This is a genomic window from Acinetobacter sp. WC-323 (assembly GCF_000314615.1).
GTDB classification, from domain to species: Bacteria; Pseudomonadota; Gammaproteobacteria; order Pseudomonadales; family Moraxellaceae; genus Acinetobacter; species Acinetobacter courvalinii.
The window spans coordinates 173,919-198,072 of the sequence record NZ_AMZS01000068.1; the positions used below are offsets into that span (position 1 = coordinate 173,919).

General features: G+C 40.6%; 31 protein-coding genes. 13 read left to right on the top strand and 18 right to left on the bottom strand.

Translation table 11 applies throughout. From position 1 onward, the window contains the following. Nucleotides 1–40: 40 nt before the first annotated feature. Nucleotides 41–928, bottom strand: a complete 888-nt coding sequence (locus ACINWC323_RS01470) for a sulfite exporter TauE/SafE family protein (protein WP_032869237.1) — start codon at nt 926–928, stop codon at nt 41–43. A gap of 214 nt (nt 929–1,142) precedes the next feature. Here ACINWC323_RS01470 and ACINWC323_RS01465 point away from each other — a divergent pair, with 214 nt between their 5' ends. Further along, nucleotides 1,143–1,517: a hypothetical protein gene (locus tag ACINWC323_RS01465; protein ID WP_032881760.1), complete on the top strand. Its 375-nt coding sequence runs from the start codon at nt 1,143–1,145 to the stop codon at nt 1,515–1,517. Between the two features lie 36 nt (nt 1,518–1,553). Then, nucleotides 1,554–1,745, top strand: a complete 192-nt coding sequence (locus tag ACINWC323_RS01460) for a hypothetical protein (RefSeq protein WP_009515536.1) — start codon at nt 1,554–1,556, stop codon at nt 1,743–1,745. 55 nt (nt 1,746–1,800) lie between these two features. On the opposite strand, the gene ACINWC323_RS01455 is transcribed toward ACINWC323_RS01460, so the two are convergent. Genes ACINWC323_RS01455 through ACINWC323_RS0119385 form a run of 3 tightly spaced genes read right to left on the bottom strand, consistent with a single transcriptional unit; the run spans nt 1,801 to nt 3,931 of the window. After that, complete coding sequence (locus ACINWC323_RS01455) at nt 1,801–2,079, bottom strand: hypothetical protein (RefSeq protein ID WP_009515420.1); 279 nt, start codon at nt 2,077–2,079, stop codon at nt 1,801–1,803. Continuing rightward, nucleotides 2,076–3,635 carry a PepSY-associated TM helix domain-containing protein gene (locus tag ACINWC323_RS01450; RefSeq protein WP_009515460.1) on the bottom strand — a complete coding sequence of 520 codons (1,560 nt, stop codon included), beginning with the start codon at nt 3,633–3,635 and terminating at the stop codon, nt 2,076–2,078. Before ACINWC323_RS01450 ends, ACINWC323_RS01455 begins: the two co-directional genes overlap by 4 nt. A 2-nt stretch (nt 3,636–3,637) precedes the next feature. Continuing rightward, the gene (locus ACINWC323_RS0119385; RefSeq protein ID WP_032881742.1) at nt 3,638–3,931 is read right to left on the bottom strand and encodes a hypothetical protein; all 294 of its coding nucleotides are present in this window, start codon (nt 3,929–3,931) and stop codon (nt 3,638–3,640) included. Between the two features lie 248 nt (nt 3,932–4,179). Here ACINWC323_RS0119385 and lpxB point away from each other — a divergent pair, with 248 nt between their 5' ends. After that, nucleotides 4,180–5,358 (top strand): lipid-A-disaccharide synthase, encoded by a 1,179-nt coding sequence (gene lpxB / locus ACINWC323_RS01445; protein ID WP_009515397.1) that lies wholly within the window; start codon nt 4,180–4,182, stop codon nt 5,356–5,358. Nucleotides 5,359–5,400: 42 nt separating this feature from the next. Here the strand turns inward: lpxB and ACINWC323_RS01440 are convergent, their stop codons facing one another. After that, a complete protein-coding gene (locus ACINWC323_RS01440; RefSeq protein ID WP_009515500.1) occupies nt 5,401–6,270 on the bottom strand; it encodes a DUF2797 domain-containing protein in 870 nt (289 codons plus the stop codon). Between the two features lie 38 nt (nt 6,271–6,308). Between ACINWC323_RS01440 and ACINWC323_RS01435 the strand changes: the two genes are divergently transcribed. Next, nucleotides 6,309–6,770: a DUF6231 family protein gene (locus tag ACINWC323_RS01435; protein WP_005230344.1), complete on the top strand. Its 462-nt coding sequence runs from the start codon at nt 6,309–6,311 to the stop codon at nt 6,768–6,770. Nucleotides 6,771–6,920: 150 nt separating this feature from the next. Continuing rightward, nucleotides 6,921–7,541: a YidB family protein gene (locus ACINWC323_RS01430; protein WP_005285721.1), complete on the top strand. Its 621-nt coding sequence runs from the start codon at nt 6,921–6,923 to the stop codon at nt 7,539–7,541. A gap of 90 nt (nt 7,542–7,631) precedes the next feature. Here the strand turns inward: ACINWC323_RS01430 and ACINWC323_RS01425 are convergent, their stop codons facing one another. From ACINWC323_RS01425 to speB, 3 genes are read right to left on the bottom strand one after another with little or no spacing between them, the layout of a single operon-like run. Beyond that, the gene (locus ACINWC323_RS01425) at nt 7,632–9,137 is read right to left on the bottom strand and encodes a purine-cytosine permease family protein (RefSeq protein WP_009515694.1); all 1,506 of its coding nucleotides are present in this window, start codon (nt 9,135–9,137) and stop codon (nt 7,632–7,634) included. A 51-nt stretch (nt 9,138–9,188) separates the two neighbouring features. Continuing rightward, nucleotides 9,189–10,505: an MFS transporter gene (locus ACINWC323_RS01420; RefSeq protein ID WP_009515482.1), complete on the bottom strand. Its 1,317-nt coding sequence runs from the start codon at nt 10,503–10,505 to the stop codon at nt 9,189–9,191. 54 nt (nt 10,506–10,559) lie between these two features. Then, on the bottom strand, nt 10,560–11,522 hold the full coding sequence (gene speB, locus ACINWC323_RS01415) for an agmatinase (protein WP_009515393.1): 963 nt from the start codon (nt 11,520–11,522) through the stop codon (nt 10,560–10,562). Nucleotides 11,523–11,657: 135 nt separating this feature from the next. Here speB and ACINWC323_RS01410 point away from each other — a divergent pair, with 135 nt between their 5' ends. Then, nucleotides 11,658–12,575: a LysR family transcriptional regulator gene (locus ACINWC323_RS01410; RefSeq protein WP_502322131.1), complete on the top strand. Its 918-nt coding sequence runs from the start codon at nt 11,658–11,660 to the stop codon at nt 12,573–12,575. A gap of 53 nt (nt 12,576–12,628) precedes the next feature. Here ACINWC323_RS01410 and ACINWC323_RS01405 read toward each other — a convergent pair whose 3' ends face one another. The 4 genes from ACINWC323_RS01405 to ACINWC323_RS01390 form a co-directional block, all read right to left on the bottom strand. Then, nucleotides 12,629–13,720, bottom strand: a complete 1,092-nt coding sequence (locus tag ACINWC323_RS01405) for a porin (protein WP_009515398.1) — start codon at nt 13,718–13,720, stop codon at nt 12,629–12,631. 253 nt (nt 13,721–13,973) lie between these two features. Beyond that, nucleotides 13,974–14,387 (bottom strand): HIT family protein, encoded by a 414-nt coding sequence (locus ACINWC323_RS01400; RefSeq protein ID WP_009515446.1) that lies wholly within the window; start codon nt 14,385–14,387, stop codon nt 13,974–13,976. Nucleotides 14,388–14,482: 95 nt separating this feature from the next. Further along, nucleotides 14,483–14,752 (bottom strand): YARHG domain-containing protein, encoded by a 270-nt coding sequence (locus ACINWC323_RS01395; protein ID WP_005230352.1) that lies wholly within the window; start codon nt 14,750–14,752, stop codon nt 14,483–14,485. A gap of 707 nt (nt 14,753–15,459) precedes the next feature. After that, nucleotides 15,460–15,837, bottom strand: coding sequence for a hypothetical protein (locus tag ACINWC323_RS01390; RefSeq protein ID WP_009515559.1), 378 nt, complete (start codon nt 15,835–15,837; stop codon nt 15,460–15,462). A 403-nt stretch (nt 15,838–16,240) separates the two neighbouring features. On the opposite strand from ACINWC323_RS01390, the gene ACINWC323_RS0119390 reads away from it, so the two are divergent. The 5 genes from ACINWC323_RS0119390 (at nt 16,241) to ACINWC323_RS01370 (ending at nt 18,667) form a co-directional block, all read left to right on the top strand. Continuing rightward, nucleotides 16,241–16,501, top strand: coding sequence for a hypothetical protein (locus tag ACINWC323_RS0119390; RefSeq protein WP_032881761.1), 261 nt, complete (start codon nt 16,241–16,243; stop codon nt 16,499–16,501). 388 nt (nt 16,502–16,889) lie between these two features. Further along, nucleotides 16,890–17,084, top strand: coding sequence for a hypothetical protein (locus ACINWC323_RS01385; protein WP_009515508.1), 195 nt, complete (start codon nt 16,890–16,892; stop codon nt 17,082–17,084). Between the two features lie 69 nt (nt 17,085–17,153). Then, nucleotides 17,154–17,393 (top strand): hypothetical protein, encoded by a 240-nt coding sequence (locus tag ACINWC323_RS01380; RefSeq protein ID WP_009515576.1) that lies wholly within the window; start codon nt 17,154–17,156, stop codon nt 17,391–17,393. A gap of 343 nt (nt 17,394–17,736) precedes the next feature. Next, entirely contained in the window at nt 17,737–17,937 is a 201-nt protein-coding gene (locus ACINWC323_RS01375) for a hypothetical protein (protein ID WP_005230359.1), read from the top strand. 136 nt (nt 17,938–18,073) lie between these two features. After that, the gene (locus ACINWC323_RS01370) at nt 18,074–18,667 is read left to right on the top strand and encodes a lysozyme (RefSeq protein ID WP_009515534.1); all 594 of its coding nucleotides are present in this window, start codon (nt 18,074–18,076) and stop codon (nt 18,665–18,667) included. A gap of 41 nt (nt 18,668–18,708) precedes the next feature. Here the strand turns inward: ACINWC323_RS01370 and ACINWC323_RS01365 are convergent, their stop codons facing one another. From ACINWC323_RS01365 to ACINWC323_RS01355, 3 genes are all read right to left on the bottom strand, one after another. Further along, nucleotides 18,709–19,143, bottom strand: a complete 435-nt coding sequence (locus ACINWC323_RS01365) for a GNAT family N-acetyltransferase (RefSeq protein WP_009515649.1) — start codon at nt 19,141–19,143, stop codon at nt 18,709–18,711. Between the two features lie 112 nt (nt 19,144–19,255). Beyond that, a complete protein-coding gene (locus ACINWC323_RS01360; RefSeq protein WP_005285740.1) occupies nt 19,256–19,573 on the bottom strand; it encodes a DMT family transporter in 318 nt (105 codons plus the stop codon). A 192-nt stretch (nt 19,574–19,765) separates the two neighbouring features. After that, nucleotides 19,766–20,209 (bottom strand): BLUF domain-containing protein, encoded by a 444-nt coding sequence (locus ACINWC323_RS01355; protein ID WP_009515481.1) that lies wholly within the window; start codon nt 20,207–20,209, stop codon nt 19,766–19,768. A 496-nt stretch (nt 20,210–20,705) separates the two neighbouring features. Here ACINWC323_RS01355 and ACINWC323_RS0119395 point away from each other — a divergent pair, with 496 nt between their 5' ends. Both ACINWC323_RS0119395 and ACINWC323_RS01350 read left to right on the top strand, forming a co-directional pair. Further along, a complete protein-coding gene (locus ACINWC323_RS0119395) occupies nt 20,706–20,987 on the top strand; it encodes a hypothetical protein (RefSeq protein ID WP_032881744.1) in 282 nt (93 codons plus the stop codon). 75 nt (nt 20,988–21,062) lie between these two features. Further along, the gene (locus ACINWC323_RS01350; RefSeq protein ID WP_009515487.1) at nt 21,063–21,593 is read left to right on the top strand and encodes an isochorismatase family protein; all 531 of its coding nucleotides are present in this window, start codon (nt 21,063–21,065) and stop codon (nt 21,591–21,593) included. A gap of 6 nt (nt 21,594–21,599) precedes the next feature. Here ACINWC323_RS01350 and ACINWC323_RS01345 read toward each other — a convergent pair whose 3' ends face one another. The 3 genes from ACINWC323_RS01345 to ACINWC323_RS01335 form a co-directional block, all read right to left on the bottom strand. Then, a complete protein-coding gene (locus tag ACINWC323_RS01345) occupies nt 21,600–22,088 on the bottom strand; it encodes a hypothetical protein (RefSeq protein WP_032881746.1) in 489 nt (162 codons plus the stop codon). Nucleotides 22,089–22,187: 99 nt separating this feature from the next. Further along, complete coding sequence (locus ACINWC323_RS01340; protein ID WP_009515394.1) at nt 22,188–23,060, bottom strand: NAD(P)-dependent oxidoreductase; 873 nt, start codon at nt 23,058–23,060, stop codon at nt 22,188–22,190. A gap of 3 nt (nt 23,061–23,063) precedes the next feature. Further along, on the bottom strand, nt 23,064–24,149 hold the full coding sequence (locus ACINWC323_RS01335; protein ID WP_032881747.1) for an alpha/beta fold hydrolase: 1,086 nt from the start codon (nt 24,147–24,149) through the stop codon (nt 23,064–23,066). Nucleotides 24,150–24,154 lie beyond the last annotated feature (5 nt).

Genomic DNA, 24,154 nt, shown 5'->3' on the forward strand with positions numbered 1-24,154 from the left:
ATAACGATAATTTATGCAGAAAGCAGCGGCATTTGTTCGCTTAAACAATTGTTGTTGAATGACTTGTCTGCTGTACAACGACAGCCTGATGCGTCTCAACTGGTTTCGGTTTGGCTTTTACCGGGTTCACAATAAAGTTCACACCCAAAGCAAATAAGGTAATGCCTAAAATTTTACGAATCAGTCTTTCTGGCATACGTGAGCTGATTAAAGTCCCGACAATAATGGCCGGGATAGAACCGACCAGTAACCACATCAACAGGCTAAAGTCGACATTACCTGAAGACATGTGGCTAAGGCCTGCAACTGCTGTTAGTAATACCGCATGAACCACGTCTGAACCAATGATACGGATCATGGGTAAATTCGGGAACATCAGGACCAATGCCATGATACCAAAGGCACCGGCACCCACAGATGACAGGGTAACAAAGATACCTAATACGATTCCCATAATGACAATGTAATGACGTTTGTGTTGCAAAGCATGTTGCTCGCTTTCCATATTCGCTTGCTCACGGTTACGGAAACGGTCAAACAGCTTTTCAATTTTTGCCCGGAAAACAATTGAAATACCCGTCAGGGTCAACATAAAGCCCAAGACCATGGTCAGCACAGCTTTATAATGCGTTGATTGACTTAAGTAATGTTCAAGTACCCAAGACGTCGCAAATGATGCAGGAATACTACCTAAGGCAAGCCAGAGGACAATAGGCCAGACAATATTCAGTTTTTTGGCATGAACGACTGAACCGCAGAATTTAGAGATTGAGGCATAAAGTAGATCGGTACCAATGGCAATATGAGGTTCGATCTTAAACAGACTGATCAGGATAGGGGTCATGAGTGAACCACCGCCGACACCTGTGATACCGACACAGAAGCCAACCAATACCCCAGCCATAATAAATTCTATAGGACCAAACATCGACAATATGCCTAAATATGCAAAAATCAGCATATCTTATGCTTTTTTGAGATAACTCGTTGTGATGAATAATGATTTGCTTATGCAAAAAAAAGCTAAAGAAACCTAATTTTCTCGTTTTTAGATCATCTTTATGCTGATCAGCTTGCGTTCTGAACTGCGAGTGGTTTATTTTGAGAGTTATACACGGATTGTATGTTTGATCATTTCGCTTATGTCTATTTTCCTTCGAAGTCTCATTTCATTGCTGATTGCTATGGGGTTGATCACCAATAGCTATGCAATGGCTGTGTCTATGAATGAAGTAAATCAACCTGTCGTAGAGCACGTCATTTCAAATCACGATGCAATGTCAGATTGTGGAATGTCTAGGATGACGGAGCATGACCGTATGGACAGTGGCAAAATGGATACATCACACTGTCAAAAGAGTCTGTGCTGTGTTGCTGCAACATTTGAATACAGCCATCATTCCATTGAACGAAGCATACAATCCATTCAAACAGCAAATTCAGCCTATGTAGATCAATTGACTTTAGGCATTTATCAGTTACCTTATCGCCCTCCAAATCATGTCCTGTTCTTATAAATTCAAATTTCTTATTTTTATTTCAAGGACATGACCATGTTTAATATTAAAACCGTATTGCTTTCAACACTATTATTGGCCACGACTGTACCTGCTTTTGCTGCAAGTGATTGCTGTAAAGAAAAACAGGCCACCACAAAAAAAGATTGCTGTGAAAAAAAGATGAAATGTTGTGATGACAAAGACAAAACGGCTGCTCAGGAAGACCATAGCCATCACGGGCATTAATTTTTAGCCATAACGCTATCCTTGGCAAAAGTTAAGGATAGCTGTTGTATCAAGATTATTTGAATTTTTTAGCCGGTTTAAGCTCATTAACCCACAATACCAGTAAAAAAGTGACGGGGGTTGCGAAGATCCACCAACTGATAAAGCCAATTGAACTGCCATAGACAAAGCAGAGCAAACTACCTGCCGTCAAGAAGCAGACATAAGCTAAAGTTTTCAACTGTGTTTTAAAGCGTATGAAAACCTGTTGTTTGGCTTTAGTGATTTGCTTGGCGCTACATTTATACAGCAACAACATCCCGATCAGGGTCAATACAAGGCTCAACAGAATCATGCGTTGACCTCTTGTTGTTTCGCTAACTTAGTTTTGATTTTCTGGGCAGATTTGGCTTGAATCGGCTGAATATTTCTAAAAATAAACATGGCAAATAGGGCACAGACCAGTAGGAATAAATCAATCCGTAGAAATAGCCAGTAACTTGGCCAATCCGTAATGAGCTGGTGATTGATTAGATAAATCAGGTTATAGATCGGTAGAAGCAAGGCCACTAATCCAAACATGAAAATCTGTGATTTCCATAAATATTGCTTTTGGGTGAATAAGGCGATGATAAAGCTTAATCCCCACACGCTAAAAAACGTATAAATTTCATAATTGGGCGTAGTGTCGCTCACCTGTACAAAGCGATTGGCAAATAGATAGCCCAGCATTGCGGTCGGAAGGCCGACAAAAGCTGCAATATTTAAGCGGTCCACCAGATAGTAGCCAAAATGGAATTGATCCGATTTATTTTGAATCTGACGTTTTAAGCTCCAGAGCAAGAGGCCAGACGCAATCATCAAACAGCCCAAAATGCCTGAACAGAAGAAAGCAAAACGTAATAATGGTTGTGCAAACGTCGCCATATGCAGGCCATAAACACCTGCATTTAAGGTCGCAACTGCACTTTCATTTCGGGTATTGGCCAATATCTTACCCTGTCCATCAAAGGTAATTTGTGCCTGATTCAAGGTAATCGAACGATCTTCCAATTGTTTAAAGGTAATGATGGCCTGGTCTGTATTTGGATTTTTGACCTCGATAGATGCTAAGGCTTGATCTTCCCATTGTTGTTTGACTTGTTCTAATAAAGTGCCGATGGGTAACATCTCCGCTTTTTGCGGTTCAGCTTGATGAGGCGTACTTTTTTCCGTGGTTCGAATCTCGGTAAAGTATTGAAAAGGATTGTCTGGATAAAGTTTCTGCATGCCCCACGGCAGATACAGATAAAAGAAAATCGCCAATCCTGTAAAGGTAATGGTCAGGAAAAAGGGCAGTGCCAGTACCGAACACACATTGTGAAAGTCTAGCCAGGAACGCTGCGATTTAAAGGTTCTGAGGGTAAAGAAATCGGTAAAGATCTTTTTATGGGTAATAATGCCAGAGACCAAAGCGATCAGCATAATAAAGGCAGCAAGACAGGCAATCAGCCGTCCAGCCATGATAGGAACGCCATACAGTTGAAAATGGAAGTTATAAAAGAAATCGCCACCTTGGGTAGCCGACAATTTTAACTCTTGCCCTGTATTGGCATCCAGACTACGGCTTTCATAAGCCCCACTGGCTTGTTGCCAGTACATTTTATTGACCGGTTCTTCGTGATTGGCCACCTTGAGATACCATGATTTGGCATCTCCCGCATGCGTTTGCAGATAATTGGCCGCTGTAGTGATGGCAGTATCCTGATTGACTTGAACCTGCGCCAGTTGCGGTTGCATCCACAAATTAATCTGGTGACGATAGTACGAACTTGTTCCCATTAAAAAAATAGCAAACAAAAGCCAGCCAAAAATCAGACCCGTCCACGCATGTAACCATGCCATTGATTGGCGAACACCTTTATTTTGCATTTTTAATTTAAACCCACAGATAAGCCAAACATGGCGCCGGTCAACACCAGACTGGTCAAGCTGAGTTTCCACAGCGAATGTGCGCAAAAACTCAGAATGATAAAAGCCAGATAAAACAGAATCGAAATAAATGCGGCAAGGTAGATTGCTTCTGCCTTGTCTAATATGTGGCTAAATAATGCGCCGAGTCCGAGGCTTAAATACATCATGCACAGATAACCCCCTACAAAGCTCAGTACAAAGCGATAAAAAATGCTCAGTCGGTAGACAAGCGAAACAGATGCAGATTTAGCCATAATGGGTCTTGAAGCAAAAGGAGAGAGAAATAAATCACATATGGAAATGATTCTTGTTTATATTAAGTCTTCGTTCCATCTCAATCAATTCTTCATTCATCGTAAATCTAGATTGTGTTTTTAATAATAAATGCCATCTTAGATCAGAATTGTTTTTCACCAATCATGAACAATTTGCATGGTTTGGGGTGATTCGATGTAAAATCATTCTGTTAGAATCTTTTAAACATTTCTGTGGGGCGTGGGTCTTGTTAAAGCAAAAACTAAAAATTGGTATCGTGGTGGGGGAAGTTTCTGGAGATACTCTAGGCGTGAAACTCATGCGCAGTTTTCGCGAACAAGGCATTGATGTCGAATTTGAAGGGATTGGCGGCCCACAAATGATTGCGGAAGGTTTCCATAGTTATTATCCCATGGAAATCCTGTCAGTCATGGGAATTGTGGAAGTTCTCAAAGACCTGAAAAAATTATTTGCTGTGCGTGACGGTCTGGTCGAACGCTGGAGCGAGCATCCGGTTGATATATTTATTGGTATTGATGCGCCAGATTTTAATTTACGTTTGTCCAAAACCATTAAAGAAAAGAATTTACCGATAAAAACCGTGCAATATGTCAGTCCATCGGTATGGGCCTGGCGTCAAGGCCGTGTACATGGCATTAAACGCAGTATTGATCTGGTCCTTTGTTTATTTCCATTTGAGAAAACCTTTTATGAAAATTATGAGGTTGCCGCTGCATTCGTCGGGCATCCTTTGGCGAAACAATTACCGTTAAAAAATCCAATTGCAGAAGCCAAACATCAACTGGGATTATCGGCACATAGCACCCACATTGCATTATTACCGGGTAGCCGCCGTGGTGAGATTGAACGATTACTGCCGCTATTGACGGGTGCTGCAGAAATCCTGCATCGCAAGCATCCTGAGCTCGAGTTTTTAATTCCTGCAATTAATGATGCGCGCAAGCATCAGATTGAACAGGGCATTCAAAATCTGGATGCGAGCCTGAAAGCTAAAATTCATGTGCTGGAAAATAGCGATGCAGAATCCAAGATTGGCCGTATGGTCATGAATGCCAGTGATATCGTGGCTTTGGCTTCTGGTACGGCTACACTTGAAGCAATGCTATTGCATCGTCCAATGGTGACTTTTTATAAGTTGAACTGGTTGACCTATATCATTGCCAAATTGCTGGTCAAAATTCCCTATTATTCTTTGCCCAACATTATTGCCGGCAAAAAAGTGATTGAGGAGCTGATTCAGGCCGACGCAACACCTCAGCATTTAGCCACTGAAATTGAACGTCTCATGGATCATGAAACGGCGCATATTCAGATGATGCAACATTTAAGCATGCATAAGCAGTTGATCTCTGGGAATACCGAGGATCCGGTACAGGCGATTTTGAACTGTTTAAAAACTGGATAAACAAAAAAGGTGGCAATTAAGCCACCTTTTTTATGGTGCGGATTATGCGCGAAGAATCAGCTCATAGCCTGTGTACTTACGGATATTGATCACCCCAATATCCATTAATAAATACTGGCCTTTAATGCCTTGCAACACACCACGAATTTTAGGCGTTTTATCCAGATTCAGCGATTTAATCTTTTCAGGATAAGCTTCGACTGGATAAATGAATTCCTGCTGTTTTTCGTTCTCCAAAAACTCCAGATTTTCATTAAATTCAAGATTCTGGTTAAACTCCTCACGAATACTTTGAATCTTTGGTGCAAACTCTTCCAGAATCTGATCACGTTTTTCAATCAGGTTTAAGGGTTCAGCTTCACCTTTAAGGAGTTTACGCCAGTCGGTTTTATCTGCAATCTGGGTACCAAACAAGGTTTCCAGATGCCCTGACAGACGGCGCGACCCGACTTTTAAAATCGGTAGCGCCTGAGTTGCACCTTGATCCAGCCAGCGGGTCGGCATGTTGACGATACGGGTGATGCCGATTTTCAAGGCACTGGAGTTGGCTAAATACACGATATGCGGCTGAAAACACACATCATGTGCGAACTGGTCTTCACGGCAGGTGCCTAAATGATAATGGCAGGTTTCTGGCTTCATAATGCACAGGTCGCATTCGGCCTTGGTTTTAAAACATTTAAAACAATGCCCTTGTGAATAAGACTTCGGTGTTTTTGAGCCGCACGAGGTACAAAAGATATTCCCGGTCCATTCGATCTCGATTTCCTGTCCTAACACAAATGGCAGGTCAGTTTCTGTACGATCTAATATAAATTTATATTCAACATTTGCCTTGCTTGTTGATTGATCAGTTACACTATGCGTTTTGAGCGCTGCATGCATTTTATGACAAATGCCTTGTAGTTCCATGAATAAACTCTCATCTTTCTCAATCAAGGGTTGCAGTTATGGCTGAACAAAATGTCATCACTTCTATGCTAGACGATTTATCTCAAGAACAGCCCATTCATACTGCACTTTGTATCGGTCAGCAGATTGACCAAAATGCTTCAATTCAATGGCATTATTTTAACGTAACTGACTTTTTAAGTCTGCCATTTACGCAACGTTATGATTTAGGTTTTGTATTATTTGATACAGAAGAAATGCAAAACCTGACTGAAACGCAAAAAGCACAGCTGTTGGTGAAGTTACGTGACCTGATGGCAAAGCGAATCGTGGTGGTGAGCAAGCGTGAAGATGAAAAGCTGTTACGGTCGCTCGGGTTTACCCAGCTGATTGATAAGACGACGCATGACAGTGACTTTGCACTGTGGCAGTTTAATATCCTGACTTATAAGCATGTGCCGGACTGGTTCAATTCCAAATTCTGGGCCAATCCGGAAAACTGGGATAAATTCCGCTGGTAAATGACCAAAGCCGAACTTTCAATCCGATTGATATTTCAGGGCAAAGATCAGCGGCAAAGCCTTGCAAAATTTAACAATTTATCTTTGTGCTGTATTTTCAAAGCAGCGTATGCTTTTGGGATAAATAATTCCAAAAGGAACGTTTAGGTTATGACAGATTTAACCAATATTGTTGAAATTTTAGCGAAGCAAGCTTTAGGCGGTGGTCAGCAACAGTCAGGTCAGGCTGGTGGTTTAGGTGGGATTTTAGGTTCGGTACTGGGTCAACTGGGTGGACAACAGCAGAATACGCAAAATCAGCAAGGTGGCTTAGGCGGTATTTTAGGTTCGGTGCTGGGTCAATTGGGCGGTGCGTCAGGTTCAACCCAAAGCAATGCAACCGGTGGCGGTAGTACAGCGCAAACTTTATTGATTGCCGTGTTACCTCTGGTTTTAGCCTGGATTCAAAAACAAGGTGGCTTACAAGGTGCCTTGGATAAGCTGAAAAATGCCGGTCTAAGTAATCAGGTACAAAGCTGGGTCGATCCACAACAGCAAAATGCAGAAGATGTTCCTGCGCAAAATATTCAAAGCTTATTTGATGATCAGGATGTCGAGCAGGTTGCTCAGCAAACCCAAGCGCCTAAACAGGCGATTTACGGTGCGATCGCTTCGGTTCTACCACAAGTGATTGATTCATTGACGCCTCAGGGCAGCAATACCAACCCTCAAGAAGCCAATCAGGATATTCAGCAAGTGCTGAATCTGGTGAGTGGTTTTTTAAAGAAATAATTTTTTCTTCAAAAAGGCCTGCTTGATCTAAGCAGGCTTTTTTGTGGCGCAATGTTGATGAATTCAGCTTCTATATCCAGTCAAAATGGCCTAGTTTGAAATAAATGATGAATGACATTGCTGCTTTGAACTTTCAATCGCGAATGTGGGGCCATACACCGAGCTTGGTTCCGGGAACAGTTTAAGCAGTAAAATATACAGGAGTGCTGCGAGTACAATACTAATGGGTAGACTGAGATCCAGACCGTTAAATAAATGCCCCCAGATCCCAATAAACTGATCCGGTAAATGCACAAAGCATAAGCCAATCAGGGCACTTGGAATCCATGCAATGATGCCACGCCAGTTCCAGCCATGATGAAACCAATAGGCACCGCCTTTTATACCAGTCGCAAATACATGTAAATCATCATTTTTATAATATCCTCGACGCGATATAAATCCGATAATCATAATGATGATCCATGGACTGGTACACACCACAATCAGCGTGGCAAAAGTCATGACGCTTTGAGTCAGATTCGCTGCAAAACGGCCTATAAAAATAAACAGGATCGAGAGCAAGCCAACACAAATGGTCGCTTTAACACGGCTCAGTGTTTTTGGAAAAATACTCGACATATCCAAACCTGTACCATAGAGCGCTGTGGTGCCTGTAGATAAGCCGCCAATCAGTGCAATCAGACATAAGGGGATAAAATACCAGGCCGGTGCAATCTGAATCAGCCCGCCAATATAATTATTCTGCTGCATAAACATCGGTGCATCAGTTGCGACAATGGTGGCTGTCATAAGACCAAATAAAAAGGGAATAAGGGTTGCAAGCTGAGAAGCAAAAACTGCGACCATGATTTTGTGTGACGGAGTCTCTTGAGGGATATAACGGGACCAGCCACCTAAAAAAGTTCCAAAGGAAATGGGATTGCTAAATGCAATCAATGACGCACCAATAAAGGCAGCCCAAAATCCAGCTTGTCCCAATTGGATTTTTCCTGCATAGGCTGAATCGAATTGTTGAGAAAAAGCAAAAATACCTAAAAAGAACAGTAGGCTTGAGGCAATCACCGCAATTCGGTTTACCAGTAGCATGAAACGGAAACCATAGATACAGATCACCAGTACCAGTAAGGCAAAGCCGCTATAGACCAGCGCGTAAAGCCAGTTGCTTTGAGAACAACGCTCCAATAAGCGTTGGGTCGCTCCAATCAATGCGTCACCGGAGCTCCAGACCGATAGTGAAAAAAATGCAATCGCGGTAAGTAAGGACAGGAACGAACCGACAATTCTGCCGTGAACACCAAAATGGGCAGCGGAAGCTACGGCATTATTGGTTCCGGTACGCGCACCAAAAATTCCCATGGGTGCTAAGATACATGCGCCAAATACAACGCCACATAAAATTGCCAATAAACCGGCCTGAAATGAAAGACCCAGCATAATCGGAAAACTTCCTAATACACAGGTCGAGAAGGTATTGGCACCGCCAAAACTCAGGCGGAACAGATCGAATGGTGTCGCCGTACGGGCATATGCGGGTATTTCTTCGATACCAAAACTTTCAATGTGTGTAACTGATTTAGAATTCTGTTTATTCATATTGTTTTTCCTCTTTATCCAAGGAACTTCCCTGTTCCTAAAATTTATAATTTAGGCGGCATCTCTTGAAACCTGCTGTTCCTGAGTCGACAAAGAGCTACGCAATTGCTTCTTCCTGAGATGTGTAATGCCACAAATACCAATCAGGGAAAGCAAGGATAAAAAACTAAATAAAAGCGCCAAGGGTAACCATTCACCTGCATAGCGTTGTGCAAGCAAAGTCCCAATTAAGGGCGTAGTGCCACTTGTGATGGCTGCAATCATTTGATAAGAAATGGAAATACCGGAATAGCGTACTTGTGCAGGAAAAGCTTCAGCCATAAAACCAGCCACAACGGAATAGAGGGAAGACAGCGCAATCACGGCCAAGGTAATGCCTAAAACGATCAAATAAATATTTTTAGTGCTGACCAGCATGAACATGGGATAAGGAACGGCGATACATAAAATAGCCGCCCAGAATAAAAAACGATGCGAACCAATTTTGCTGGCATACCATGCAGCCACTGGCATCGCAATAAATTCAAATACAGTTACCCAAAATAAGGCATCCAGAATGGTTGGGCGACTGATCCCTACATATTGGGTGACATAGGTCATCATAAAGGTATTGGTAAAAAAGAAACCCGCGGTGCCGATCGTGATCGAGAGCCCTGCAAAAAGTACTTGTGGCCAGTAATGTTTGAGTAATTCTTTAATCGGGAATTTTACAATTTCCTGTTTTTCCTGCATTTGTTTAAATTCTGGTGACTCTTCAACACCTAAACGTATTGCAAGGCCGATCAACATAAAAACAAAACTGAGCAGGAAGGGAATACGCCAGCCCCAAGTGAATAAGTCCTGTTCATCTAATGAAGTAATGGCCCGAAAAACTAGCAGACAAAGGATCAGGCCCGCTGGACTACCCATTTGAGCAAAAGAAGCAAAAAAGGTTTTCTTGTGTGCAGGTGCATGCTCACTGGCCATTAACACTGCGCCGCCCCATTCACCACCTACGGAAAGTCCTTGTAAAAAGCGCAGTACAATTAACAGTACCGGTGCCCATATTCCAATATGGTGATAACTCGGAATCAAGCCGATGCCTGTAGTGGCCAAACCCATTAACAGCATGGTAAATAGCAGCATCTTTTTACGGCCCACCTTATCGCCCAAATGTCCGAAAATGACCGCGGCCACAGGTCGGGCAATAAACCCAACCGCAAAAGTGGCAAATGCAGCCAGCGTACCGGTTACCGGGTCGGTTTCAGGAAAAAACACCAGACCCAGAACCAGCGCGGCGGCAGTGGCATAAACATAAAAGTCATAAAATTCGATGGTTGTACCCACGAAAGCTGCAGCAGCAGCCCGTTTTGATTGATCTACTTTCATCCTCTAAAATCCTTGAGTCTGTCTTTATTTGATTCCTATCTTTTGCGAATACAATTACTTATGTGTAGTAACTCCGGGTAGGACACATAGCATTTCATACAGGAGATTGGCACCTAATAGAGAGGTATTGCCCGTCGTGTCATAAGGTGGAGAGACTTCAACCAGGTCACATCCCACTAGATTTAAACCTTGGCAACCGCGTACAATTTCCATGGCCTGGATGGTGGTCAAGCCGCCAATTTCTGGTGTGCCTGTACCAGGTGCCCATGCAGGATCAATCCCGTCAATGTCAAAGGAGAGATAGACCGGCCCGCCATCGACTTGCTGTCTGACTTCTTCCATCAACGGTGCAAGTGATTTGTGCCAGCATTCTTCGGCCTGTACCACGCGAAAACCTTGACGTCGGCTCCAGTTAAAATCATCTGCACTATAGCCTTGAGCCCGTAAGCCAATCTGGACAACGCGCTGGCAATCGAGTAAGCCTTCTTCGGCTGCACGGCGGAAGGTAGTGCCATGCGCAATTTTTTCGCCAAACATTTCATCATTGACATCGGCATGCGCATCAATATGAACGAGGCCAACAGGGCCATGCTTTTTATAGATAGATCTGAGAATCGGTAAGGTCAGGGTATGATCGCCGCCAAGTGTCAGGGGAATAATCGGATGTGCCAGAATACGATCATAATGTGCTTCAATAATGCGTACGGCTTCAGCCAGATTAAAGGTGTTAATCGGAACATCCCCCAGATCGGCGACATTCAAAGACTCGAAAGGCGCAGCGCCGGTTGCCATGTTATAAGGTCGAATCATCACGGATTCAGCACGGATTTGACGTGGGCCAAAACGGGTACCGGACCGTAATGAGGTACCAATATCTAAAGGGATTCCGATAAAAGCTGCATCAAGGTCTGCAAGTCCTGCTTCATTGTCTACCACGGGCAGACGGAGCATGGAGGCAATCCCCCCGAAACGAGGCATTTCATTTCCACCGAGCGGTTGATTTAACGTCTTGTTCATGTATTTCTCCTTTTTCTTATTTATTCACCACCCGTGAACCGGGTTAAATCGTATTTTTAAAAAACTTAGTTCAGATTTTTCTAAACTAATCTGATCATGGATGTTTTAAAATAAGGCGAGGAAATAAGGAAAAATATGATGGAAGACGTGGCCTATTCTGATATTAAATTAATTCGGATTTTTGTCAGTGTGGTAAGGAATAAAGGCTTTGCCAATGCCCAGCAGGAGTTAAACCTTTCCACCTCTGCGATTAGTACCTATATGACCCAGCTCGAACAAGTCGTGGGTTTTAAGTTATGTGAACGGGGACGAGGCGGTTTTTCATTAACAGAAAAAGGAGAGATGTTTTTACAGGAGGCTAAGCGTATCCTGCATGAACTGGAGAACTTTTCCCGACACACGGCCCAGATTAAAGGAGAGTTAACCGGGACGCTGCGAATCGGTATGTTGGATTGTATGGTAACCGATCAGAATATTCCTCTGGATCAGATGATTAGCCAGTTTTCAAAGCAATATCCGCAGATCTATATCAAAATCCAGGTGCAGTCGCCGTATGAATTGCAAATGGGGATTCTGGAAAACCGTTTTGATGTTGCGATTGGTTCATTCTTTATGAAAATGAATGGGGTCATGTACCAGCCTCTGCATCAAGAGCAACAATGGTTATTTTGCAGTGATCAACATCCCATGTTCACACAACAGAACCTGACTGCGGACGTTATCCGGCAGGGCAAAATGGTCAGTCGGGGATACTGGAGTCATAGCGAATTGGCAAAACAGGGATTTAAGCATTCATTTGCGACAGTTGACTCCATGGAGGCTCAACTTATTTTAATTTTATCTGGACAATATATTGGTTATTTACCGGAACATTTTGCCCAGCACTGGGTGGAACAAAAACGTTTAAAAGTTTTACTGCCTGCAACGTTTGGTTATAACGCGCCATTCTCGCTGATTTTTAGACGCGGCAGAACACAGGAGCAAGTGATTCAGAATTTTCGTAAAGTGGTAAAAAACTTTTTTAATGATCAGCCGGTCCGGCCCAAAAAATAAAAGGGCAGATCCATTGATTGCCCTTTTACTTTTATTGAAGAACTAACTTCAGATTAGAAGTTATATTCCATACCTAAACCGATGGTTGTTTTCTTATCATCTTTTACTAACCAATCACGTTTTTGTTGACCTACCACACCATAGAAACGTGTTTGTTTGTTGATTTGATAATCAGCACCTACACCATAAAGATCTTGTTTACGATCATCACGGCCATTAACTTCAGTTGTAGAAGAAATATATTCTGCTTTTAACTTCACTGGTGTTGAAGGGATGGTATAGGCTGCTGTTACACCATACGCATCTTCTTGTAAGCCCTTGTATGAAACAGCTGGTGAGCCTACCATCACTGTATCATCTGTTGGTTGAGCTGTTTGCCATAATGCACCAAACACAAGACCGTCAACGCCAGCTGGTGTCAGGTCGACAGAACCTGTAACACGGATTGCATCAGAATAAACACTGTTGTCGCCGCTTAAGTCACTATAAGCATTGTATTTAGAAGCAACACCAAAGTTACCTGCAACTGCTGCAGCTAGACCCCAGTCTTTATTTTCATAAGTTAAAGAGGTTGACACGCCATCGCCAAATCCATCACGGCTGCCTTTTTGGCCCTTAACATCGTTCTTAACAGCTGATGATTCTTCACCTTGCTGGAACATGATGTTAAATCCTAAACCACCCAGCAGTTTTTTATCTGTTTCAAAACCAATCACGTTCTTTAAACGATCTTCACCCACAAGAACTTTGGTCATATCCAATTCATTGTGATCGTTAAAAATATCCTGATTATTGCCGGCAGCAGTTTTGAAGTATGAGTCAAACTGACCTACTTTTAAGGTACCGATCCCATCAGATTTAAGACCTACAAAACGGTTACGGTTGCTGAACACATCACCATCACCATCTGCACTTACTTGCCATTCAATCAAATAAACTGCAGAAAGTTTATCAGTCAGTTTTTCTTCACCTTTTACACCAATACGAGAAGCGTTTGAGTTTACTTTAGTTACGCTTTCGTCTTTAAAGCCATTTTTATCAATTTGATCCAAAGTCACATTGAGCTTACCATACAATGTTGGTGCTGCTTGCGCTGCGTTCATGGCTAAAGTTGCTACAGTAGCAGCAAGAAGCAATTTTTTCATTGATATTTCTCCAAAACACTTTTTTGTAAATGGCCGATGCCTTAGTTACTGTTATAAGCTTGCTTGTGTACATAAAGTTACACAGCTCACTGACTTGTATGCAGTATCGGTAAACTTTGTGACAGAGAAGTGAAAGAAAAATGACAGTTTGATGACGATTCATATTTGGTAATAATTATATTTCTTATTTATTTTTAACGAGTTAGAAAATAAAAAAACGGAGTAATAACTCCGCTTTTGACTAAACTGACATTTAAAGCTCAGCTTTGATCTTTTCAGCAAATGCTTTGATTTTTTCCTGATCACCCATTTGTGCCGCATGGCGACCCAACTCATGCACAGAACTTGGAATCAGATGAAAGTGGACATGGGGCACGGTTTGACCTGCTGCAGCGCCAGACAGTTGCATCAGTACAATACCTTCAACATCCAGAGCTTTTTCAATCGCTCGTGCAACTTTTTGTACAACTTGAATGGTATAAGCCGCTGCTTCTGCAGGCAAGTCGAGTAGGGTAACTGCAGGAGTTTTTGGAATAACTAAAGCATGACCATCAGCTTGAGGCATAATATCCATGAATGCGAGTACCTGATCATCTTCATAGATTTTGATTGCAGGTAATTCACCACGCAAGATACGTGCGAAAATATTTTGGTCATCGTATGCCATGATTCATCCTTAAATAGGGTGTAGGTGCTTTAATATTGGAAATGCAGACTCTTGTTTAGAGTAAAGCGGAGTGCTTACACTCCGCGCAAACGTGCTTATTTACAGTTCAGTTCTTTTTGACGCGCCTTGATGTCATCTAGACGTTGCTGCTCTTTATCAGAAAACTTTGGCTTAGTGGTATGGCAGTTCTCGTTACCATATTTTGCCTTTGCATCAGCATCTTTAAAACAGAATCCTTTAGATGCATAGATGAGGTTATAGTCATCTTGTAACTTTTTACATTCTTGTTCTGGGGTTGCAGCGTGTACACTAACACCAGTAAGGGTAATTAGGCCTGCAAAAACTGCAACTGTTAACTTATTCATGAGGTGTTCCTCTAATCAAAAAGGTATAAACCAACGCTGTATGAGAATAGATTCATATGGCTCTTGGTCGCTACGTATATACCAATATAAGGTTTCTTAATAAAATTTCAATAAAACTCTATTATTTGAGTGTAATTTTACTCCACAATTTATCCTTATATTGATAAAAACCCTTTAATATCAATGGTTTTTATAAATTGCCATATAAAATAAACAATTATGAGGACATTAATCGAACGTTATTACACTTAACAGAGTGCTATATAGCTATTTTTATTGAACTATTTGGATATTTACCCAGACGTCGATGTATTAACAAATCTAATCCTAAATATTGAATGAATTATTTATTCAGATCACGATGAAAGGCTATAAAATCATTCAATCTCTAGTCTCCAATTATCTGAAAAAATGATCTATCGGTGGATAAACTGTTTGGGTGACTTTCTAGGTATAGTTTTAAAATATAAATCACCAAAAGAAAATTAATCTTAAAAAAATGGCCTGAACGATCAATAAAATTGAATTACCCAACACATTAATATCGAAATGAGAAGGTGCTGAATATTCAATCAAGAGATTATATTCGTTGTTATTTTGAACAGTGCTCATCTGACATGATGATGATACTCCCAAAGGCTGCGAGTACAGCCTTTGAAAGGAAAATAGTTAGGCAAGGACGAGATGCACTACTGCCTTGATCGGGCTTAAGTCGCATTATATTGCGCATTACGAAAGTCGATACGCTGTTCTTTGCTGTAGCGCATTGTTTGGCTGTCAGCATTGCGTTTGATGGCACGATGGTAGTTGATAATCCTTTTCAGATTACTCTTGAGCCATTTCATGGCCAGTTCATTTGAGTGAATCGGGCGGGGCTGACTGTCTATAGTGTCTTTGACCAGCACCGTATTCCAATCAAAAGGCGCAGCCTGAATACCTCCAAAAAACTCGGTATCAAATTCAGGGGTGTAGTTCAAAGAAACTTTGAGCAGATAAATTTTGGGTCCTAATCGGACATTGTAAAACCCATTTACATCTTTGCCCGTATATTGGGCGAAAGGGGTTGTATAGCGTTGCTTTTGCATCACATGCTCCACAAAAATAAATTTTGAGCGGTGTGAGTTCGAAAAATGATGTCTTAAAGAAAAATAAAGTAGGGAGAGAGGAATATATTTCAGAACTCACCTTATTGATATGGTGATGGACTGGTCATATTTACAGCACTTTGAAGTGATAGTGCGTCATAACTTGTCGGTTAGATTTTATCCGGTTGATAGTAAAATTGTCGGGCTAAAACATTGAATTTGAAGTTTCATATGGTCTAGGTCAATAGAAAGAAATTAAATTTTATCTAATTGAAATAAAAACAAAAAAAATTCATATTTTGGGGTTAAACAAATCTTATAAGTCTATTTTTAGGCTATAATGATGCTATGCTCATTAAAATTAGTACACTACCAAACACTCAATTTCATCAAGAAATTAAAAATGCTGACATATATTAAAAATAACTTTCCTGTTTTTATACTGCTGGTCATTGTTGTTGCAGGGTTGGGTTCTCCTTTTTTTACCGGACGATGGATTCTGGCTCCCAGATTAGCGGAAGTGGATAGTGAGTGCTACGGTGTAGATGTTCCGCAAACGATTGAGTATTCTAAAGTACTGCATTTTTGTTCATGTATTCATACCATTGCCATTGAAGATAAAGCAGAAAAGTATCGATACTGCACTCATTCCATAGAAAAATAATACAATAGCGCTTAGGCAATGAAATGATTGGCTTGATGGTTTATCATAAGCTAAGTATTTATTTAAATTAGAGTTTATCTATGTATATTGTATTTATTATTTTAACGATATTTCTGGTCCTAGGCTGGATAGCGAAGATGACTAGAAAAAAATAAGCTTTGCTAGGAATCGACTAGGCAGTCAAAGTTTATATTGTGTAGCTGAGCTTTAAAGTTGCAGGCTTATTTGCATATTTTTGTTGATATGCGTCACACTTTGCTCTATATTCGCTTTGTTGTTTCATTATAACTAAACAACAATAACCCTCATTCAGCGCAAAAGAATAAAGGGCAAGCCTACTCCTCTGGAGTGGGCTTTTTTATTGATCAAAATAGATTAGAATACGGGGATGAAAAGATCCCGCCTTAAACCGACATCCGTCACCTCAAACTGGACCATCGAACAGGACTGTTTTCTGATTGAAAATAGTGGCTTGCCTATGGAGAAATTAATTTTAGATTTACCTTTTTCAGAGGAAGAAATTTGGGCACGTAAAGCAGTACTGGGATTGGTCCGTAGACAGAGACAAATGCAAAGAATCTAAAATAAATATTTAATTTATCAGTATTTTTTTATTGTATATGCTATAACAGCTCTTTATCAGGGGATGGATATGGCAATTATCACATTAAGAGATATCGAGACGAATAATAACCTCCGGGTCAAGTCAGTGATTGATCCAGGCATCAAGTTTGACGCCAGTGGAAAATTTGAAATTATTAAGAATATCAAATGGATGTTTGAAGATACGGAACTTGAAGTACCCACGGAATTTCATGATAGCTTGAATCACGCCAAACTCGACCAATATGTAGGTTTGCAATATGTGATAATCAAGATTGAAACAAACTGATAACAGTGTTTTTCATCTTCTGCAAGCCGTATTTTTAGCTCGGATAGCCAAAAAGTCAGCTTGTTTATCAAATTAAGTATTCGCTAAATGAGCCGCAAGCTTAGAACCAGCTAAGTATTTTTATAAATTAGCAAGGTGAATGGTCGATATATAAAATTTTCTATTCACCTGTGAATGTAACAAACTTATAGCAAATACAGTAGATCAGGCGCGCAGGCGCCTTTTTTATCACTTAAACATACATTCTGAAGCATTGGTTACACAAATGATGTGTGTTCACTGTTGAATCTCCTGATCAATTATTCAAGCATGATAGGGTGAGTATTAATAAAGGATAGAGGTCATGATTGATGAAAATAAGCCTTTGAATTTTGATGACGATAATGAAGCGCTGGATTTTGAAGATGAAGAATTCATTGATGATAAAAAAGAGGATGAATTATACAACAGCATTACCAAAGATGGTTCGAGTGTAGATCCGGCAGATGACGGTGAAAAACATATTCGTCCTGAAGATGGTGATCCAATTGAAATTGAGGAATAAACGGGCCCGCTTCGGCGGGTTTTTATTGGGTTATTTACTTCGCTAAGCTGTTGTTCATGTTGGGCGTGAACGGTAATGATAAAATTTTAGTATTGAGCTGAAGCAAAAGATGGCGTCAAAGCGTGGAAAATGCAGCATGAAAACAATTTTTGATTATTTAAAAAAGATTTTTGATTACAGGTCAGTCCAACATCGTCATCACAATCCAAGTCAGGGTTCCAATATTGCTACAGCAGTGGATGTTGATGCATCAATTGGTGTGGCGGTCGATCTGGATTATTCGGAAAGATCTGTAAGTCAGGTCGGAATTGATTTAATTACCGGTTTTGAAGACTTGAAATTAGCAGCCTATGATGATGGAACAGGGACATGGACCATTGGTTTTGGTACGACAGTTTATCCTGACGGCATTCGGGTCAAACCCGGTGATCATTGCAACAGAGAACAGGCAAAGCTGTTTTTCCAGCATGATTTAAAACGTTTTCAGACTAGTGTAAATAATGCGGTGTTGGTCCCTTTATCTCAAAATCAATTTGATGCATTGGTTTCCCTCAGTTATAACATTGGCCAAAATGCGTTTAAGAACTCTACACTGCTCAAGTGTTTAAATACTGGAGATTATAAAGCCGCAGCAGAGCAGTTTCTCGTCTGGAATAAAGGCGGAGGACAAATTCTTAAGGGACTGGTACGCCGCCGTGAGGTGGAAAGGGCGCTTTTCCTAAAAGGATAAAATCAATTTTAGATCAGCGATGCCAAACGTTCATATGGATTCTATGACTTCTCCCACACCATGACATATTCCTTTGAACCTGTGGCTGTATCTAAGCTTTCATTTAAAATCCTGAACCCATGGGCTTGATAGAATTTCACACTATTTTTATTGTCTTGATATACATTTAATTGCAGACGGTTTCTTATTTGTTGGGCGTATTGAATCAGTTCTCTGCCTATACCTTTGGCCTGATATTCAGGGGAGACAAAAATTGCGGCGACGGTATGGTCTAGCAATGCAATAAAACCATAAATATTGTGAATATCTTCAGCTAGATAAACTTCGGACATGGGCAGATAGGTGCCTTGCATTCTGGAACTATTACTTTGCCAATAATCTGCAGGAATAAAATGATGCGCCTTGATGGAAGCGGCTAGCCATATTTCTGTTAATACGCCGAAATCATGCGCGCTTGCTTTGCGAATCTTATACAACGTATTGCCTCTGCTAAAAGATATAAAAGACTTTTTAGCATAACATAGCTTGAAAAATGCAATTTAATGTCGTTAAAAAAGCCCTAAAAAAAAGGGCTTTATCAAATAAGCATTAATTGGTGGTGATTTTCATCAATACCACACCAAATACGATTGAAGCTGCTGCCAAAAGACGTAACAAGCCCATCGGTTCATTTAAAAAGAATATTCCAATCAGGAATGCACCAACTGCACCAATTCCGACCCAAACGGTATAGGCTGTACCCAAAGGCAAGGTTTTCATTGCCACGGCGAGCAGGCCAAAACTCAGGATCATAAAAACAATGGTAACGATGCTTGGCGTGAGTTTGGTAAATCCTTCGGACATTTTCATGGAATATGCCCAGATGATTTCAAAGATACCCGCCAAAATAAGATAAGCCCAAGCCATTACAGACACCTCTTTAATAATATTTTTAGGTCGTCCTAAAGCTTGAAAAATGAAAAAAGAGGTCGTCCTCTTTGTTTTATATATAAGCACTTCTCAGAAAATGCTACAAGTAATTTTGAATTAAAAGTGTTTCGATCCGTTAAATGGCATTCCTGATCAAGAATGCCATCTTGCTAAAAAAAGTAGATTTATTTAAGACACATAGGCTTGTACATCGTACTCGGGTTCGCCGGCCAGAACCGCCACAAATTTCTCGACAGTTTCAGCCGTTAACAGGTAAGGATTAAACTCTTCTAAATGATATTTCATGAAAAAATCAGTAATATTTTGATTAATCGGTGAAAATTTCATAGACCATTGGGAGAAAAATTTATCTTCACATTCAACGTAGTAGAGAATTTCACAATTGACATGACGTTCATCTTTGACAATGCTGTTGTAAAACAGGTCATCAATAGCTGTTTTTGTACCTTCCAGACATTGTACGAAATAACCATGACCATAATATAAAACGCCCGTAATATTATGGCGGTAATTAAAGTCTACAGCCTCATCAAGGATTTCAATCAAAGTTGTTTTTAAGTTTGAGTCAATATTCTTAATTTTACTCACGTATAAAAGTCTGACAGACTCCATGACTGATATGCTCGTTTGTTAAGGATGAATACCTCTTATATAGAAAAAACAATGATTTGTATATTCTGTTGTGTAATGAACCGCAGTCTTTTGTAAGGGTAAATTGACAAGCAAACACAGGTCTGAGCCGTTTTAAATTTCTAATGGGTTTTAAAGTTTCAGTGTCTTAAATGAAGCATTTTATAAAGAGTGGTTATAAGTTGTGCTTGAAATGAGGTGCTAGAAATTGTGATTTTTATAATAGTTAATGAATTGCATCGAAATGTATTGCTTGCAGTCATATCTGGAAGAAGCCTGGCAGGCTATTTTTCAATGAATGATGACTCATAGCACACGAAGCAATAACTTGGGTCTAAGTATTTAAGGAAAGGCGATAATTGAGCGTTGGACCAACGGATGATGAGTCCGCTGCTCTAAATAACCTTTTCATACTTTTGTAATGACTTTATTTTAACCATTTGGTAAATTATAACCATGAATAATAAAGGTTTATAAAATGAAATACATCATAATTGGCATGCTCTTAATATTAGCATCAACAACAATCTTTGCCAGAGAAACCAACTCAATGCGTTCCTCTGGTGAGCTGGTTAATGTAGGGGATAGTGAAGGTGATTTGCTCAGGAAAATGGGAAAATCCTACCCGAGATATTTTATTCATAGAGAAGGGCGTCGCTCATGTGAAGCAACAGAATATGTCTATGAAATTGATTTGCAAATTTACACGGTGCTCGTCTGTAACGGAAAGATTTTTAGAATTGATGTGAATAATAAATAAGAGAAACTCAAATAATGAACTCTGTTCAAGGCTCAGGAGGCTACTATCTCAACTCAACAAAATAATGCAGACGCTTTGATTGTGATCGATGTACAACGGGCATTTGTCACAGGTACAGAAGCTGTTCCTGCATCTGAGTCATTGATTGCTGCCCTGGATCTTTTAATCGCTAAAGCGAGAGCTGCAAATGCCCCCGTGATCTTCCTGCAAAATGATGGGGAGGTTGGATCGGTAGATGAGCCCTATCAAGCGCGTTGGGAATTATTTTTTGCGCCTCAGCCTAATGAATATGTGGTTCGAAAAAGTGAGGACAATGGTTTTGATGGAACATCACTCCAGCATATTCTGGATGAGTTGAAAATTCAGTCATTAGCCATGTGTGGTGTTTTATCAGAAATGTGTGTGGCTGCAACAGCCCGTGCTGCTTTAGCCCGAGGTTATGCGGTGTTGTTACCACATGATGCCCATGCCACCTATGATGTGCCGGCTGGGCCCGGATCAGAAGCTGTTCCTGCTGCTATGGCGGCCAGAGCAGCGGAGTGGTCGCTGGGTGATGAAATCAGGATTTGTGCCACAGTGGATGAGGTTGGTTTTATTAAAGGATGACTGAAACTAACTTTCTGTTTCACATAATACTTCTTGATGAATATCTATACTTTGAGCTGCAACCCAAGATGTTTTTTCACCTTTGTAGGGCTCAAGCTTATATAAAAATTTATCTCTATCCAATAATTCAATTTTATATATTTCTAATGACCATTTATCAATTGGATATTTATTAATACTATAAGGTTGGCATTTCGGTATATTGTCAAGATTTTGAAATGAACAAATAATCGAATTTTCTGAAAAATCATGACAATAGTTCCAAAAGCCAGATTTCCCAGCCGGATAAATATGATGCGTATTTATCCATTGGTTCTTTTGTTCGGGAGCTAAGTTTTTATTATTTAAATATAGGCTTCTTTCTACGGAATTGGAGTACTTAAATTCTGCAATACAAATTGCATCATCCAAGAAGCATGGTGTGGAAAATGAGGGAAATTTATATATCAAAAATCCTAAAGCTAATCCAAACAAAGACAGTATTATTTTTTTCATATTTTACCGTTTACCGATTCGGTTATTAGATTCAAATTCATTTTTAAAAACCGCTCAAAAGAGCGGTTTTAACATTACTTTTTACTCTGAATTTTTCTCTTATTTCAGCGTAATTTTACTCCATGATTCATACAGTTTGGCTGCTGCGGAAAAGTCACTATTGGGTTCCGCAGTTAAATTTGCAGTTTGAATCAGGCTCTGCGTTAAAGCGAGCAGAGGTGCCGGTAATTTGGCATCCTTGACCAGATCCAGTGCAATACCAGTATCCTTTGCCAGTAGTGGCAGACCAAAGGTCACTGGAAATTCACGGCTCAGGACACGTTGCGGGAAAATATTTTCGGTCACAAAACTTTTGCCGCTAGAAGCATTCACGCAGTTCAGTGCTGCATCCAGGTTCACGCCATGTGCTTTTAAGGTACTGAAACCTTCGGTCACTGACCATAAATTTACGGCAAGCAGCATATTATTAATGGCTTTTACCGCAAACCCAGCGCCAGGTTCACCGACGTGCTGAATCAATTTACCTAATGCTGCCATTGCAGGATAAGCACGTTCAAATGCATCCACATCGCCACCGACCATAAAGGTCAAAGTTGCATTTTCAGCACCGACTGTTTGACCACTGACAGGTGCATCCAGAAAATCAACATTTTGTGCTTGTAACTTTTCAACCAGACGGCGGGCTGAATCTGGTACGCCACTGGTGCAATCAATCCAGATTGAACCTGATTTAATCGCAACACTTTCAATCAATTGCTCAACATCATCGCTGGTGGGTAAACAGGAAAAGATAATGTCGGCTTGTACTGCCTGAGCAAGTTCTACTGCGGTGGTGCCATATTCTGCTGCATGTTGTTCTGCCTTGCTAAAATTTCGGTTCCAGACCAGAACTTTCTCAAAATATTTAGGAAGATGCGCTGCCATGCGATAGCCCATAGCGCCTAAACCGATGAATGCAACAGATTGAGTCATACTTTACCTTTTTATTTGCGTCGATCGTTCGGCTAACCATGTGGTTAAAGTTGGCCAGAACTCAATTGAACTGTTTTGACTGGACATTAAACCTAAGTGTCCACCCGGGATAAGAGTAAACGTGACATCCTGACTGCTTGTCAACTGGGTCAGCGGAAAGGCAGACTCGGAAGTTACCAATTGATCACCTTTGCCAGCACCGACAAGAAGTGAACAATCAATGTTTTTAAGTTCAATGGTTTTGTTCTTGAGACGAATCGCGCCATGTTTTAAAGGATTTTGCAGCCAGACATTAAATAACATGTCTTGATTTACGCCGCCCGGGTAATCAATCATATTATTCAAGAAGTGACTGAGTGTGGCATCTTCCTGTACCAGCTTCAAATTATCCAGATTTTTCAACAATTGAATATTGCCATCAATCCAGCCTTTGGGGTCTAACAGCTTGAATCCCAAAGAATTAAGGAAGCCCGGTGAATGGATCATCAGCTTTGGCAAACGGTTATAGATATAGTCTTTAATGGTTGGGTTACGGTTGGTGAGATAAGCCAAGGTTTTATACAGCTTGCCGATATAACCTGAAGCGTAACTGTCGATTGGACTACCCAAAACCACCAGATTTTTCACGACACTTGGTTGATGGCGTGCGGTATAAAGCGTGACAAAGATGCCTGCCATACTCCAGCCATGTAGTGAAATTTTTTCCGATTGGGCATGCTGTTGAATGGCTTCAATACATTTTGGAATAAACTTATCAATAAAAGATAGAAAGTTAATCTGATAATTTTTATAAGTAAGCTTGCCCCAATCAATCAGATAGACATCAAAACCGCTGTCCTGAAAATGTTTGACCAATGAACGGTAAGGATACAGGTCATAGATATCCATATTAATCGCTAAGGGGGCAACAAAAACCAGTGGTTCCTTATAACGCTTATTCTCGGAAGCGTAGAAACGGACACGGGTTTGTTTAAATTGCGCAATCACTTGATAGGGCGTTGATTGAGACAAAACCAGTTTGTCGGCATCGAATACACGCATAGCCAGATGTTTAAAATTTGTTTTTTGCTGTTCCACAAGCGATTTCATCTTAT

Coding starts and splice junctions, on each gene's coding strand:
- ACINWC323_RS01470 (WP_032869237.1), bottom strand. CDS start 928: ATGTTTGGTCCTATAGAATTTATTATGGCTGGGGTATTGGTTGGCTTC.
- ACINWC323_RS01465 (WP_032881760.1), top strand. CDS start 1,143: ATGTCTATTTTCCTTCGAAGTCTCATTTCATTGCTGATTGCTATGGGG.
- ACINWC323_RS01460 (WP_009515536.1), top strand. CDS start 1,554: ATGTTTAATATTAAAACCGTATTGCTTTCAACACTATTATTGGCCACG.
- ACINWC323_RS01455 (WP_009515420.1), bottom strand. CDS start 2,079: ATGATTCTGTTGAGCCTTGTATTGACCCTGATCGGGATGTTGTTGCTG.
- ACINWC323_RS01450 (WP_009515460.1), bottom strand. CDS start 3,635: ATGCAAAATAAAGGTGTTCGCCAATCAATGGCATGGTTACATGCGTGG.
- ACINWC323_RS0119385 (WP_032881742.1), bottom strand. CDS start 3,931: ATGGCTAAATCTGCATCTGTTTCGCTTGTCTACCGACTGAGCATTTTT.
- ACINWC323_RS01440 (WP_009515500.1), bottom strand. CDS start 6,270: ATGGAACTACAAGGCATTTGTCATAAAATGCATGCAGCGCTCAAAACG.
- ACINWC323_RS01435 (WP_005230344.1), top strand. CDS start 6,309: ATGGCTGAACAAAATGTCATCACTTCTATGCTAGACGATTTATCTCAA.
- ACINWC323_RS01430 (WP_005285721.1), top strand. CDS start 6,921: ATGACAGATTTAACCAATATTGTTGAAATTTTAGCGAAGCAAGCTTTA.
- ACINWC323_RS01425 (WP_009515694.1), bottom strand. CDS start 9,137: ATGAATAAACAGAATTCTAAATCAGTTACACACATTGAAAGTTTTGGT.
- ACINWC323_RS01420 (WP_009515482.1), bottom strand. CDS start 10,505: ATGAAAGTAGATCAATCAAAACGGGCTGCTGCTGCAGCTTTCGTGGGT.
- speB (WP_009515393.1), bottom strand. CDS start 11,522: ATGAACAAGACGTTAAATCAACCGCTCGGTGGAAATGAAATGCCTCGT.
- ACINWC323_RS01410 (WP_502322131.1), top strand. CDS start 11,658: ATGATGGAAGACGTGGCCTATTCTGATATTAAATTAATTCGGATTTTT.
- ACINWC323_RS01405 (WP_009515398.1), bottom strand. CDS start 13,720: ATGAAAAAATTGCTTCTTGCTGCTACTGTAGCAACTTTAGCCATGAAC.
- ACINWC323_RS01400 (WP_009515446.1), bottom strand. CDS start 14,387: ATGGCATACGATGACCAAAATATTTTCGCACGTATCTTGCGTGGTGAA.
- ACINWC323_RS01395 (WP_005230352.1), bottom strand. CDS start 14,752: ATGAATAAGTTAACAGTTGCAGTTTTTGCAGGCCTAATTACCCTTACT.
- ACINWC323_RS01390 (WP_009515559.1), bottom strand. CDS start 15,837: ATGCAAAAGCAACGCTATACAACCCCTTTCGCCCAATATACGGGCAAA.
- ACINWC323_RS0119390 (WP_032881761.1), top strand. CDS start 16,241: ATGCTGACATATATTAAAAATAACTTTCCTGTTTTTATACTGCTGGTC.
- ACINWC323_RS01385 (WP_009515508.1), top strand. CDS start 16,890: ATGAAAAGATCCCGCCTTAAACCGACATCCGTCACCTCAAACTGGACC.
- ACINWC323_RS01380 (WP_009515576.1), top strand. CDS start 17,154: ATGGCAATTATCACATTAAGAGATATCGAGACGAATAATAACCTCCGG.
- ACINWC323_RS01375 (WP_005230359.1), top strand. CDS start 17,737: ATGATTGATGAAAATAAGCCTTTGAATTTTGATGACGATAATGAAGCG.
- ACINWC323_RS01370 (WP_009515534.1), top strand. CDS start 18,074: ATGAAAACAATTTTTGATTATTTAAAAAAGATTTTTGATTACAGGTCA.
- ACINWC323_RS01360 (WP_005285740.1), bottom strand. CDS start 19,573: ATGGCTTGGGCTTATCTTATTTTGGCGGGTATCTTTGAAATCATCTGG.
- ACINWC323_RS01355 (WP_009515481.1), bottom strand. CDS start 20,209: ATGGAGTCTGTCAGACTTTTATACGTGAGTAAAATTAAGAATATTGAC.
- ACINWC323_RS0119395 (WP_032881744.1), top strand. CDS start 20,706: ATGAAATACATCATAATTGGCATGCTCTTAATATTAGCATCAACAACA.
- ACINWC323_RS01345 (WP_032881746.1), bottom strand. CDS start 22,088: ATGAAAAAAATAATACTGTCTTTGTTTGGATTAGCTTTAGGATTTTTG.
- ACINWC323_RS01340 (WP_009515394.1), bottom strand. CDS start 23,060: ATGACTCAATCTGTTGCATTCATCGGTTTAGGCGCTATGGGCTATCGC.
- ACINWC323_RS01335 (WP_032881747.1), bottom strand. CDS start 24,149: ATGAAATCGCTTGTGGAACAGCAAAAAACAAATTTTAAACATCTGGCT.